The sequence below is a fragment of the Hespellia stercorisuis DSM 15480 genome (genome assembly GCF_900142165.1).
Classification (GTDB): domain Bacteria; phylum Bacillota; class Clostridia; order Lachnospirales; family Lachnospiraceae; genus Hespellia; species Hespellia stercorisuis.
This window is the reverse complement of sequence record NZ_FQZY01000037.1, coordinates 11,960-25,093: the sequence shown is the minus strand read 5'-3', so window position 1 is coordinate 25,093 and position 13,134 is coordinate 11,960. Positions and strand designations below refer to the sequence as shown.

The 13,134-nt window shown below is 41.3% G+C and carries 14 protein-coding genes; all 14 read right to left on the bottom strand.

All coding sequences use genetic code 11. The annotated features are described in order from the left end of the window. Positions 1-36 precede the first annotated feature (36 nt). The 14 genes from BUB85_RS12545 to BUB85_RS12480 all read right to left on the bottom strand — a co-directional run bounded on the left by BUB85_RS12545 (position 37) and on the right by BUB85_RS12480 (position 13,127). Positions 37-741 (bottom strand): CD1107 family mobile element protein, encoded by a 705-nt coding sequence (locus tag BUB85_RS12545; RefSeq protein WP_073110992.1) that lies wholly within the window; start codon positions 739-741, stop codon positions 37-39. After that, complete coding sequence (locus BUB85_RS12540) at positions 716-1,036, bottom strand: DUF4315 family protein (protein ID WP_073110990.1); 321 nt, start codon at positions 1,034-1,036, stop codon at positions 716-718. The genes BUB85_RS12545 and BUB85_RS12540 overlap by 26 nt, the downstream gene beginning before the upstream one ends. A gap of 16 nt (positions 1,037-1,052) precedes the next feature. Next, the gene (locus BUB85_RS12535; RefSeq protein ID WP_073110988.1) at positions 1,053-3,608 is read right to left on the bottom strand and encodes a C40 family peptidase; all 2,556 of its coding nucleotides are present in this window, start codon (positions 3,606-3,608) and stop codon (positions 1,053-1,055) included. Between the two features lie 30 nt (positions 3,609-3,638). Then, positions 3,639-3,938, bottom strand: coding sequence for a hypothetical protein (locus BUB85_RS12530; protein WP_073110986.1), 300 nt, complete (start codon positions 3,936-3,938; stop codon positions 3,639-3,641). A gap of 3 nt (positions 3,939-3,941) precedes the next feature. Continuing rightward, on the bottom strand, positions 3,942-6,812 hold the full coding sequence (locus BUB85_RS22450; RefSeq protein WP_408607087.1) for a VirB4-like conjugal transfer ATPase, CD1110 family: 2,871 nt from the start codon (positions 6,810-6,812) through the stop codon (positions 3,942-3,944). Positions 6,813-6,879: 67 nt separating this feature from the next. Further along, a complete protein-coding gene (locus tag BUB85_RS12520) occupies positions 6,880-7,329 on the bottom strand; it encodes a PrgI family protein (RefSeq protein ID WP_084534031.1) in 450 nt (149 codons plus the stop codon). A 23-nt stretch (positions 7,330-7,352) separates the two neighbouring features. Then, positions 7,353-8,225, bottom strand: a complete 873-nt coding sequence (locus BUB85_RS12515; protein ID WP_073110984.1) for a VirB6/TrbL-like conjugal transfer protein, CD1112 family — start codon at positions 8,223-8,225, stop codon at positions 7,353-7,355. Positions 8,226-8,248: 23 nt separating this feature from the next. Then, a complete protein-coding gene (locus BUB85_RS12510; protein WP_073110982.1) occupies positions 8,249-8,464 on the bottom strand; it encodes a Maff2 family mobile element protein in 216 nt (71 codons plus the stop codon). A gap of 196 nt (positions 8,465-8,660) precedes the next feature. Further along, on the bottom strand, positions 8,661-10,442 hold the full coding sequence (locus tag BUB85_RS12505; RefSeq protein WP_073110980.1) for a VirD4-like conjugal transfer protein, CD1115 family: 1,782 nt from the start codon (positions 10,440-10,442) through the stop codon (positions 8,661-8,663). Continuing rightward, the gene (locus BUB85_RS12500; protein ID WP_073110978.1) at positions 10,439-10,972 is read right to left on the bottom strand and encodes a PcfB family protein; all 534 of its coding nucleotides are present in this window, start codon (positions 10,970-10,972) and stop codon (positions 10,439-10,441) included. Before BUB85_RS12500 ends, BUB85_RS12505 begins: the two co-directional genes overlap by 4 nt. Before the next feature lie 5 nt (positions 10,973-10,977). Next, the gene (locus BUB85_RS12495; RefSeq protein ID WP_073110976.1) at positions 10,978-11,745 is read right to left on the bottom strand and encodes a phage antirepressor KilAC domain-containing protein; all 768 of its coding nucleotides are present in this window, start codon (positions 11,743-11,745) and stop codon (positions 10,978-10,980) included. A gap of 26 nt (positions 11,746-11,771) precedes the next feature. Further along, positions 11,772-12,695 (bottom strand): DUF6017 domain-containing protein, encoded by a 924-nt coding sequence (locus BUB85_RS12490; RefSeq protein ID WP_242945418.1) that lies wholly within the window; start codon positions 12,693-12,695, stop codon positions 11,772-11,774. Then, positions 12,692-12,943, bottom strand: coding sequence for a hypothetical protein (locus tag BUB85_RS12485; RefSeq protein WP_073110974.1), 252 nt, complete (start codon positions 12,941-12,943; stop codon positions 12,692-12,694). The genes BUB85_RS12490 and BUB85_RS12485 overlap by 4 nt, the downstream gene beginning before the upstream one ends. Further along, a complete protein-coding gene (locus BUB85_RS12480; RefSeq protein ID WP_073110972.1) occupies positions 12,930-13,127 on the bottom strand; it encodes a hypothetical protein in 198 nt (65 codons plus the stop codon). The genes BUB85_RS12485 and BUB85_RS12480 overlap by 14 nt, the downstream gene beginning before the upstream one ends. Positions 13,128-13,134 lie beyond the last annotated feature (7 nt).

Below are 13,134 nucleotides of genomic sequence, written 5' to 3'. Positions count from 1 at the left end.
TACTCCGACCACCCCAAATTATTTTATCGAATCAGATTACTCCTCTTCTTCGTCTTCATTTTCTGTTTCCAGACCATCACCCGTTTCCAGGTTTTCACTGATAACATCATCCTCTGCTTTACCAGGTTTCACCTTCAGAAAGTAATATGCAATTCCTCCGCCTGCCGCAAGTACTACAATCAGGATAAGAGCCGCCATATTCCCACTTTGATTCTTCTGTGGTTCTGCTGGCTCTACCGTCTGTATTTCTGTTGCTGGTTCTTCTGGTATCACGACCTGGGCCTCGGTTTCCTTTTCTGATTCCTTCTGTGTTTCATCCAGAAATTTTTCCAGATCACTTTCGTCAATGGCTGATAACATATATACGTTCTGTGTATTCTGAGAACGGTCAACTACCAGATAAAACGTGTTATTATTCTTTGTCTGAATGGTGAAGAACTCCTTACTGGAACCATCCGTGATATCATCCAAAACCTCTGCATTCCCTGGAACAGAAAATGCATCACCCTGTACTCTTCCATCATCTGGCGTTGTTTCTGCTGCTGTTTCTGTTTGGGGTGCTTCTGTTTGTGGCGCTTCTGTTTCCGGAATAATTGGCTCTGTAGCTGCCTGCTGTTCTGCAGCCTGCATCTCTGCCTCATTAACATTGGCATAAGCCGTTACCCCTGTTGCTCCCACCATGCATGTTAAGGAAAGTGCCATCATTGCAAATAATTTAGCGAATTTCTTTCTCTTCATCATCTATATCCTCCAATTCTTTCTCTGCCTCTTGTGGCAGTTCTTTTTGTGTTGAAGAAGCCGACTTTATCATCGACTCCTGCACCTGTTGTATCGTTAAGCTTCCATCCTGCAACCCATTCAGCAAATCAAATAATGCTTTAGGTTCCAGCTTCATACTGCGAATACTACGGATGATCTCTCCGTCTTCTTCTTTTTTCAGTGCTATCTGCACCGATTTTAAATACTCCTGAAGTTCTGCGATCTTTCCATTGGTCTTATCTATTTCATCCAGATATCGTTTCAGTTTCTTATTCAATGTTTCACTTCCTCTCTTATGGTAAACGCCCAAATGCCATAAAATGCTCTTGCCAGTAGGCAGTTTCAATACTTGCATACTGAATCGGATTACCACAATGAATCATCATTCCATCACCTACATAGATTCCAATATGGCTTGCCCCCGGCGTCTCATAGGTTCTTTCAAAGAAGATTAAATCTCCTGGTTTTGCCTCTGACGGTGATACCTGTGCGCAGCTTCCTCTTATTCCGTCTGCTGTCTGCCTTCCTACATTCCAACCATTTCCACAGTTATTTATTACCCAACAAACAAAGCCGGAACAATCAAAACTGGTACTTGGTGAAGCACCTCCCCAAACATACGGATAACCCAGATATTTCTCTGCTTCATGAATCATGTTTGCGAACCGTTCATCGGATAACGCTTCGGATGGAATCTGATATCCAAATCCACCACCTCCACCACCGACTGGAAGTGTATTAAGATCAAAAAGATAATCACGATTACCGTACTGGTAATTGTATAGCTCATATCGGGCAATTTCATCATCAGTCATACGGTTACGGAGAACAGTATCCAGATTGTGATTTGTAAGCGTAACATTCAAGCGATTGACATTTTCCGTCGTAGTTACTTCAATCTCCTGGCTGCCATTGCTGTCTGCAATATAAGCATCCCAGGTCTGATGTCCATGTGCGGATGCACTTGCGTGGTCTCCATAATATACATCAAACTGCACTCCGTACTGTGTGAAATTACCAGTATCTTCTACTGTATATTCCACACCGTTCATCACCACCTTCGTTCCCATAGGAACAAATGGAGTAGACGCATCCACCGCTATCGTATGGCTTGCTGTTGGCATAGCACCACTGGCGGTTGGCCCACCTGACCACTGACCACAGCAAATTGGGCAATTACAATACCCACTGGTTACAACCTGTCCCAGAGACTCTCCAACTCGGACAGTCTTTGTCTCTGTTACCGTTTCTTGCTGAGACTGTGTAGTAAGACCATACTGCTCTCTAAATATTTCCTCCAACTCGTCTTTTATATGCTCATAAGAAAATTCTCCATACTTTGTTGTAAAATATGAGATTAAATGATATGGATTATGGCTGATTTCATCAATCTGATAGCGGTAATCCTCATAGCCCTCTTGTCTGGATTCGATACTGTTAATCTGTTCGTTTAAAGCCTGTTCCAATGCAAGATACGCATTTTCTGTCGCATAAATTTCTTCATCTGAACTGGAATAAGTGGTTCCAACAAAAGATGTACTAAATCCCTGAATACCTGCAGAACAGCTAGTCAAGGAAGAAGCAAGGATTCCAAAAAGCAGTGCAAAAACACAAATACCGATTAATAAACTGCTGTTGCGCTTAAATATCTGCTTCGCAATCACACGTACTTTTACGGTTACAGATTCCGCCGCCTTTGCCGTTTCCTTTATCTTCTTCCCTTCCTTGGCAGCCACATAAGCTTCTTTATATCTCTTTTTCTGCCAGAACCGCATGATACGTGACTTCTTAGAAGCTTCTGTTTGTGCAGTATGATTGGTAGCACTCTTCACAGCTTCTGTTGCGCTGCCTTCACCAAACTTTAAACCTCTGTTGCTTTCTGACAAAGGTTCAGCTTTATTCAGCCTGGCAGAATAACTGTATTTCTTTCGGCTTCTCTCCTGCGCATTTCGAAGACTTCTTGTTGCATGTTCTGCTAACAGTTCACTGCCATGAGCACTCTCTAGGGCTGTGTTATCAGACTCCGCCTCATGCACCTTTCCATGCAGCATTGTGGATGTCACCCCGCCTATGCCAGAAACTGCTTTTCTTGCAAAGCCTGTCCCAGAGCCTTTTACCATACCTCCACCTTCATCTTCAAACGACAATCGTACTTTTTTCTGTGCCTGGTTAACCTGTTCTCGTTTTACCTTCTTCTCCACATCTTCACGAAAATCTTCCATGGTTTGTGTTTCTTTTTCGAATACTTTCCGTTTAGAGCGGGATTGTACGATTTTCTTCTTCCGATTATGTGCAGTCTCCACCGCACTGCGGGTATATGCCTTTGCACTTCCTGCAGAGTGTTCTCGAATACCATTCATACGACTGGAAGCCTGATGAAGTGAAGTCCCTCCATCTTCCATTGCTTCTTCTGATTTCACCTCAGATTCCAGTGTCCTCAATTCTTCGTATTTTCCCTGTTGTCTTTTCCGTTTTCCGGCATCTGTAACGTCTTCGGGCATCTCTCCTTGGTCTGATTTCAGAAGTTCTGATTTTACCTGACCTCTTCGACTACGAACTTCTTTTTCCCCTGAATGTAAAGAAGCCGCCTTCACAGGCGGCTCACTCTCAACTCCTATTTCTACTTTTGACTGATACTTCCGGTTTTTCTTTGAGGTAACATGATCCGATGCATCAAGTACTCTGCTTCGTTCCCGCTCTATCGTATATTCCGGAGAACGAATTTTCGGGATTTCTTCTTTTCCGTTAATGCTTTTTTTAGTTCCATCTCGGAGATTTTCTTCTGTCAATCCCTCTCTGGTCATCTTAGCCACCTTACGGTCCCTGGCTCTATATTCTTTTCCTGCCATGTACCTCACCTCCTCTCCATCTGGCACCTATTATTGCTCCAGAATATACTTTTCCCATTTTTCCAAACAGTTCGTAGCCTTTTGTGCATTTGCTTTCATTGCATCCAGACAATCAATCGAATGCGCATTCAACAACATATTTTCTGTTAAATATGCATACACTTCATCCATTTCTTTGATCACCTCATACAGATCTTCAAAAAGTTCATAGAATCTTCGCTCTGCATCCTGCATGTTCTGCTCTGCTAATACATTTCTAATTTCTCTGTGCAGACTTTCTCTCTCCACAAATATTTCTTTTTTCTCAAAACTCTTAATATATGGTTTCACTTATCATTCTCCCCTTTTCTTTTCCTCTGCCTGTCTTCTGGCTTCCACTTCCTCCGGCTTCGTTGTCATTAATGAATAGAGCTTCAGGTTCTTATCAAATTTATCTTTAAAAGGAATAATGGTACTTCCATAAAATAAAAGCCCTTCCCCTTCACCACTGTTCGTTACATAAGATAACTGATAAGGCGAGATATTTAACTGCTTTGCAAGAATCTGCCTATCTCCCGCCGCCTGGTTGAGCATATAGATAAAATCACTATTCTCAAAAATATTCTCAATCTCTCGCGATGCCAGTAAATCTTTCACATTCTGGGTAATACCCGTAGGAATACCTCCCCATTTTCTGAATCTCTTCCAAATCTCGACAGAATATGCTGCCGTCTGCTCTTCCTTTAAAAGAAGGTGAAATTCATCGATATAATACCGGGTAGATTTATGAGACGAGCGATTGATCGTCACTCGATTCCAGACCTGATCCTGTACAATCAACATCCCCAGTTTCTTCAACTGTTTTCCAAGCTCCTTAATATCAAAACAAACAATTCGGTTATTCAGTGCCACGTTCGTCTGATGGTTAAATACCCGAAGGGAACCATTGACATAGATTTCCAACGCCGTCGCAATTCGCTGTGCCTGCGTTTCTTTCTGTGCTCTCAGACATTCATAAAGATCTCCCAGTATTGGCATATTTTCAGGTACCGGGTTTTCGAAATATTTCTGATATACAATCGGCAGGCATCTGTCAATGACAGACTTTTCTTCTGCTTCAATACCATTTCTGGAACCCATGATAAGTTCACAGAGAGAAAGAATAAAATCACTCTTTACTCCAAGTGGATTATCATCATCGGAATAGTCCATGTTGATATCCATCGGATTGATAAAATCCTTACTGGTAGGTGAAATATGAATGACCTGTCCGCCCAGTGCATGAACCAGCGGATAATACTCTCCCTCTGGATCTCCAATGATAATGTCATCCTGCGTTACAAAGTATGCATTGGTAATCTCTCGCTTTGCTGCAAATGATTTACCCGAGTTATGCACGACAATACCGCAGGCAAGCTGGAAGTTCTGAAAGTCCTCCACGGAAATATCATAAACTGGAACTTCTGTTTCCAGTTCAATCATGCGAACTGCTTTCACTTCATGATCCGGAATCAACTTCATTCCTACACGCAGATTAGCTGCCTCGGTATATCCCGCTGATCGTGTCAGAAACCAGTGATTCGAGGTACAACGAACCTTATCTCCTGTCTCTAACTCCACCTCAACCAGTGATTTTGCTTTCTTCACAATACAGGCATCATACCCTCTGGCTGCTACTAACTGCTGATTGCGGAGGTCATAACTGTTTACCATCACATCTGTCTTTCGCTCCACCAGTTCGTCAAAACTGATGGTAGTTCCATCGGAAAGCAATAATAGCGTATCCCCAGTAAAACATCCTGGTGTACCAAGAATCAGTCCATTCGGATTTTTTAATTTTTTGCGATCCACCATAATCATGTTATTGGAAATAGCATTCAAACCATAGTAAAGCGATTCCCCTGCCATAAATAACTCCTGGGTCGTAAATGGTACAAAAATAGCTGTGGATGTTGTTGTCAGTGCTCGTTTGATTGGCACATGATTTATCCCAAGGGGCAGACTGCTCATCAGTCCCTCTTCCTGCAGATAATCTAATCTTCTAAGAACACAGTTATATTTCTGTGCAATTCCCGCAGTCTGAAAAACTGCATTTTCCAATTCCTGCTTCGTTTTATCTGTATTTAAAAAGAGCGCTGTCACAAGGAACATACGCTCATTTCTGGATTGAAGGTCTTCCAATAACCGCTTTGCCTCTCCACCATAAGTATTGAGGTCGGACGGGATGATGTCCATATCATAACCGGACCTTACTGCCTTCTTCTGTTCTTCAATTTTCATACGGTTGATGTCCGTAACTTTACTTTTTACAAGCTTGATAGCCTTCATCTGATCTACCGACTGCACATGGAGATTGACTATGAGATTTTTATCAATATCCAGAAATTCCGCCAACATTTTATCTGTCAGCTCTGGTGCCAGAATCTGCAGATAGGACACTGTTCCGATAGTATTTCCCATAGAGAAATCTTTTCCGTTTTTAAAAGTAAAGCTAGTCGGAGCTATGAAATCCTTCGTTCCCAGTCCAGTCTTTACAATTTGATTGTAATCAAATTTTAGTGGTACATTATTATCTGGATTGAATGTTTCATACAATACTTCCAGTCGCTCAGAACCACTTAATGGATACGCCAGGACTCCAAGCACTTTGAAGTTATTAAGAATATCCGCTTCAATACGCTCCAGCTTTGGCTTTGCTTCACGAATATTATCCGCTTCGATGGAAAATGTAATATACTTTGTCTTTAACAGACCATTATTTCCTTTTGCCAGCTGATTCTTTAACATCTGTGCATATTCCATACGAACATCATCAAACTCATCATGCTGTGGTTTAATACGGATGATTTTTTCAAATTCCAGCATATTGTTCTTCTGATTGATAAATGATAACTGGAAATGTATGGTACTGTCGAAATAATTGAGGAAATCACACCAGTTCTCAAAAATTGCATTTTTATCCTCATTCTGAGCTAACTGATAATTCAGATCATAAAAGCGAATGGTCTTGGAGTAAACCTTATCCTGTACCCGGCAGATGCCATCTTTTCCCATTTCTCGATAAGCGATCGTTTTCTGGACAGAAAGTTTCTTTTCTTTCTCCGCTTTCGCTGATGATGTTTTTTTCTTTGAGGGTTGACTTCCAGCAGGCTTTGCCGCCACATGCTTTTTCCTTTTTTGTTTTCTTTCTTCTTTCCTGCGAATAGCCTCCTCTTTCTTCCTGATTTTCTGCTCTCTTTTCTGTTTCTTTTTTTCTTCCTTCGTACATTCCTTTTTATAAGAACGAAGTCTTCTATCCTTTCTTGACACGGCTATTTCCTCCCTTTCTTGCTATTGCCTTCTTTGATACCGAACTTTTTATTACTGACTTCTTTGGCACTAACTTCTTTGTCACATCTTTTTTCACCTTAGAAGCCTGTATCGGTGGCTTCTTTTCATAAAGATTTTCTGTTTCATACTTTCGAACACCGGGTCTTAGAAATCGCACCCGAATTACATTCATTAAAATCTGTTCTAAGTGCATCCCATCTTTTTCGTACAGTGCAAAGAAAAATGCGGGCAACATCAAAAGTACCATCCCTGTGGCTGCATTGCTCGTTCCTATCAGATTTCTAGTTGCAAAATAAAAGGGGACTCCTAACATGGCGGCAATCAAAATGCAGATGATCTGCCGCTTGGTAAGATTTAATACAATCTTATTTTTAACTTTCGTTAAGTCTTTTGGAACACTTACATAAGCCATAAACACCTCTCCTTTCAAAATAATTAGTGAGCATTAAAAATACTCTTGCTCAGGCTTCCTGTCTTCATTAAGCTGAAACACAAGATAACCGTATATGCCGCTACACCAAACAGTGTAGATGTTAAATCATCAGACAATTGAATACCAGCCACAAGTGCCGCATAGATACCGACACAGACCATCATCAAAAATGCCTGGAATGCCAGGGCGAATAATCCCCGGAAATAATTCATACCCATCTGCCCCCATTCTCTGTTGGAAAGAGTTGCAAATGGAATTGGTGCAACTGAAGTATATAAGTAGATCTCAATCATACGTCCATACATGATTACAGTAATCAGTACAGACATGATCTTCATACAAAAGCTGACAATCAATGTTTGCAGAGCCAGCACGACAAGTTCTCCTATCTCCATAGCTTCCATCGTTTCGCTTATATTAGCAATTGCCGAATCGATGTTAATCGCTGTTTCTCCTGTGATGACGCCGGCAGCCGAATTGACAACTGACTGCCCCACATCAAACACTGCCATCGTTATGGTAAAGGTATTACTTACCAGATACACGGCAATCCACATCTTAAAGAAATACTTAAAGAACATCCATGTATCTATATCGTGCATATTATTTCGCTCTGTCAGCATGGAGATCAGCTCATAACAAAGTACAAAGGTAATAATCATTCCTGCAATAGGAACAATCACCGAATCGGATAAACTCTGTATCATGCTGAAAATGCTGCCGTTCCACCCCTGTGGGGTTTGTCCAACCTGTGATGCAATCTGACCTGTTTTTTCATTCACGTCGGTAAACATTGTAGTCAGGTTGGACTGAACCATTCCTGTCAGAAGATCTCTCATCCACTCCTCAATTGCTTCAAAAATATTATCGAACATGGATGCGCTCCTCTCTTATCGGTTTAACCGAACAATCCGCTTAATAATGGAATCAGCTGAGTTCCGATAAGAATAACTCCACCGCCACTCATAAGCTGTTTGATACCCTGGCTCTTAGCCCCGGGATTATCATTTCCATACCCCTCCATGAGGTTGATTGCACCCCACACACCAAGGCCTGCCCCGATTGCAATAACGAGAGTCTTTAAAATTGTAATTGCTGAAGTAAAAAATGCCATATTCTAATCCGAAATCTAAAGATAAGTCTGAAACAATTCAGTACACAGTCATAAAAAAACCGCTGCATCTTTGCAACGGTCGGCTCACTTTCTTTAGATTCTTTTCCTTTTCTTTTATTTTAATTTGACTGTGTAAATTGCCTGTCCAAAATATCGTACTGGCTCTGCACGTATAGGTGGCAGTCTGACCTGCCCTTTAATTAACATCAGCAGTTTCCTCCTCTCCCTGAAATTCATACATTTCAAACTCATCATTTACACTCATAACAAGTTCATGCTTCATATACTTCTCAACATCAAATTCATTTTTCTTGTTATAATCTGCCAGTTCCCGATATCTCTTGTGCTTCGTAATGTCATATTTATTGCTGAAAAATGGACGTACTCCACGCAGTTGTAAGATACACTTACTTCCATCCATAACAGCCAGTTCATCCCGGCTCATTAGCTCCTTTCCAGTCTTTTGATAATTCAAACCGTAAGATCTGCTTTGTCCACGGGTATCAGAAGTATTAAATAAATCAATCGTCTCCTTCCCCAGTGTTTCTGATATTTCTTTTAGAGTGGAACTTTCTTTTCCTCCGAGAAACAACATCGTATCGCAGTTACCAAGAATCGTCTCTGCGGCGTCCTTGTAGATGGTCTTTAACTGGCTCTGGGACTGCAAGATAATGGATGCTGATATTTCCCTGCTTCGTATAGTGGCTATCAGCTTATCGAACTTAGGAATCTGTCCAATGTTGCTGAACTCATCCAGCAACAGCCTCACATGAAAGGGAAGCCTGCCGCCATGCTCATCATCTGCTTTATCGCAAAGCAGATTAAATAGCTGTGTATACATAATCGCTACCACAAAATTAAATGTGTCATCTGTATCTGATATGATAACGAACAAAGCTGCTTTTTCCTCTCCCAACATGTCCAGCTCCATCTCATCATATGCCATCAGATCTCGCAGTTCCCGAATATCAAATGGTGCCAATCTGGCACCGCAGGAAATAAGAATACTTTTTGCTGTCTTTCCTGCAGCAAGTTTATATTTTTTGTACTGCCTTACAGCAAAATGTTCCGAATCTTCTGCTTCCAGTTCCTCAAACAGCTCATCCACTGCATTCTTAAACTCTTCATCATCCTCTCTGGCTTCACTGGCGTTGATAAATTCTAATAAAGTTGAGAAGTTCTGTTCTTCTTCCGGAGCCTCATAATAAATGTATCCAATCAGTGCACAATACAGAAGCCTTTCGGCTTTGACCCAAAAATCTTCGGAAGATTTTTCTCCCTCGCCCTTAGTATTGGCTATAATTGTATTCACCAGTTTCAGAATATCCTTCTCACTGCGAATATACTGAAAGGGATTATAATGCATAGATTTTTTGAAATTAATGGTATTTAATACTTTGATCTTATAACCGCCATCCTTTAACATCTTCCCACACTCTATAACGATCGTACCCTTTGGGTCCGTGACTACATAGCTGACCTTTTCACTCATCTGCATAAGGTTCGGCTTCACATAAAATCTTGTCTTACCACTACCAGAACCACCGATAACCATTACATTTTTGTTTCTTGCATATTTCGGCTCTTTTGGTCGGCTGTTCATGGTCAGCCGTTCTGTCTGTGTAAGAATCACATTATTTTCAAATACCGGATCAACAAATGGTTCAATATCTTTTGCTGTTCCCCATCTGGCAGAGCCGTATTCTACTCCCTTCCGATATTTTTTTGCGTTCTTTCTGCGATAATATAGATAGCCCTTCAAGGCTGCTACTCCCAAGATACCAATGCAGATATCCTGGATATTTAAGCTGAGCAGCGGATTCTGAAATGCTTTACCAAAATTTATAAGAAGTATCATTAATTTCTCAATGATACTGTCCCCTACACAGTAACGGTAGAGCCATGCGCCCTTATCCAGGAAATAAAAGACCAGTACAAATGGCAGGTTCAACAATATCTGTTTTTTCACCTTGCTCATAATGCCTGACCTCTGTCTTTCTGCTTTGTTTTTTCTCTCTCCCGCTGTTTTGCCACTTTTTCAATAGCCAATGACAGCTTCTTGCGGATTGATACCTTCTTCGATTTCTTCATTGATACACCAGCATATTCCTGAAATGCCTTGGTCATCACATCCACATCTTTTGCTTTGAAGAAAACCATGTATCTTGGCGGCTCTGTGGACTTGTCTTTTTTTAGGCTGTAATCAATACTGTATTTTCTGGCAACACGGTCAAAGGACTTAATGTTGTTATCCGTAATCTCAATATTGGTCAACTTTCCACCCTGATCCATCAACTGTTTTAAGGTCTGTTTTCCTCTCTTATAGGCAACTGCATTGGATGTCTGCATCGCCTCTCTTTTTTTCTCCTGGTTCTTTGCTGATTGTTGCTGCTTAAGCTTTCCCTGTGCATCCAGGAACTTTTTCATTGCTCCTTTTAAAATATTGGCAGAAATCTTTCCACCAGTCACGCAAAGGGAAATGGTCTTTTGATTTACTTCTTCCTGCATGAATCTCACCTCCGTTCGACTATAGGAAAAATTCCTTGCTCCTTTAACTTTTCATAAATAAACATCCTACCTGCCTGCGTCCACTCCGTCTGTATTCTGGTAAGAATGGTTCCATCCGGACGTTTTTTTGCAAATGTGGTACTTTTCGCCAATCCTTTGTCTTTGTACTTGCTATATAAAATCCATTGATTTCGAACCTTATGTTGAATCCCCAATTCATGAAGCTTTTTATTCATTACCTGCGGTGATACTCCATAATCTCCTGCAATCTGTGTAACAAGCACCAAAGAGTCAGAAAGCAGAACAATATCTGCATAGGATGCTTTCGGCTCCATTATTTTAATCTGTTTTTGTTGCTCCAGTACCTGCAATCCTAACTGCCTGCACTGTATGCTTAATTGATCTCTGGTCTCATTGGCAATCTGCAATGCTCTTGCCATCACCTGTTCCGGTGTATTCCAGGCTTTCTCTAGATCCAGAAAGTATTGACGATACAGCTTCCCTTTCGTTGTTCTCTGCAGCATACAAATTTGTTTTGCCATATCAATCGTCATCTGATAATCTAAAAGTTCCCTGTTAATCAGCCTTTTTCCTTCCACTTGAACTTTCTCATTTTTGAGTAAGTTGAAATCTGTTCCTTCACAAAATCCGTACTCACACATTCTTGGAAACCAGTCTACAAATCTTGTCCGAATCTCCAATGCTTCATGAAGGTCCCTGGCTGATACCGTAGGTCTCTCATTCTCAAAACTCACCTGAATCAATTCTTCCATCCTATCCCTCCTCTCCACTTGCATGTTCATTCACTTTGCCCATACATATTGTGTTGTACCAATGCGGAATAATAATGACTGATAGTAGCCGGAGCATTGTAAAGTGCCGCCAGCAGATACTGCCTGATATTACGCACCTTCACGGTAGTCTCCTTCATACAGCTCATCACATAACGGATGTGCTCTACATTCAGCTTCATCAACCGCTCTTTCACGACTTTGACTGGCTTATCATCCCCTGCAATCCTTATGGTCTGCCGATTGGAACAAACTGTTTCCACTAAAATATCCAGAATTTCATTCAAAGCTTCCTGATCATATGGATAGTCCACCAACAAAGCATCCATAGCAAGCTGTTCCCAGAAGTACTTACGGTATTGCTCATATGCTTTCGCATCATATCCAGTTTCCAGTACGTTTTCTGAATGGATAGGATAGAACTCAGTCTCATTTATCTCAGTCTTATTACTATCAGTCTTATTAGGAGGTGGTTTTGACATTTCTGGAGCTGTCTGTTTCCCTTCTTTTGAAGTGTCATTTTGACATCTCTTGAAATGTATCCCTGACATTTCTGCAAGTGCACACTTATGAACCAATATCTTATCTGGCTTTCCAAGTCCCTGCCGGACTCTGGTAATCAGTCCGATTCCTCTCTTTTCATCCAGCTCTGCCAACAGTGCACTGGCTTTTTTATTGCCACAGTTCAATGCCCGCATGATACTCTCTATCGTAAAATAGATATAGACCCTGCCCTCATCGTCAATCCATCCGTTCTGAATGGATAGCTGCATCCGGTCTAATAAAAGTCCATATAGCAGTTTCGCTTCTGTAGACAGTTTTTCAAACATAGGCGATGTAAATAGAATCTTTGGCACCTTGTAAAAACTGTATTGCTCCGCTTCCTGCCCGTAATGGAATGGAAATACCAGAGGCTTTTCCTGATCCATCATTTTTCTTTCATTTCATGAAGGATTTTCACTAGGCAAAAACCAATACAGGGAGTATGTTTTCCATAAGGGCAGTCCCTGCAATTTCCATCTTGCTCAGCTTTAATCAGTCTATCTTCCTTCTTTTCCTCAATCAGGTAATAGCATTTATCCAGTTCACAGCCTCGTTTCTTACCCAGCCAGAAATAGCAGTATTTGCAATCATCCGGCTTATCCGCCATATAATGCGGGGCATGGTTATTCTTCTCCATCTTCATCCTCCAAACTCCAGTCATCATCCTCCCAGCTCCAATCACCTGGCCAGTTCTCATCACTGCACAAGTCATTAAGCCTTTCATCCGCTTTTGCACCTGCACGGACACAGGCAAACAACAATACCGCACTTGCCACACCTACAGTTCCTAATATGATTGCTGCAACATTCATCTTCTTCATTCCAATC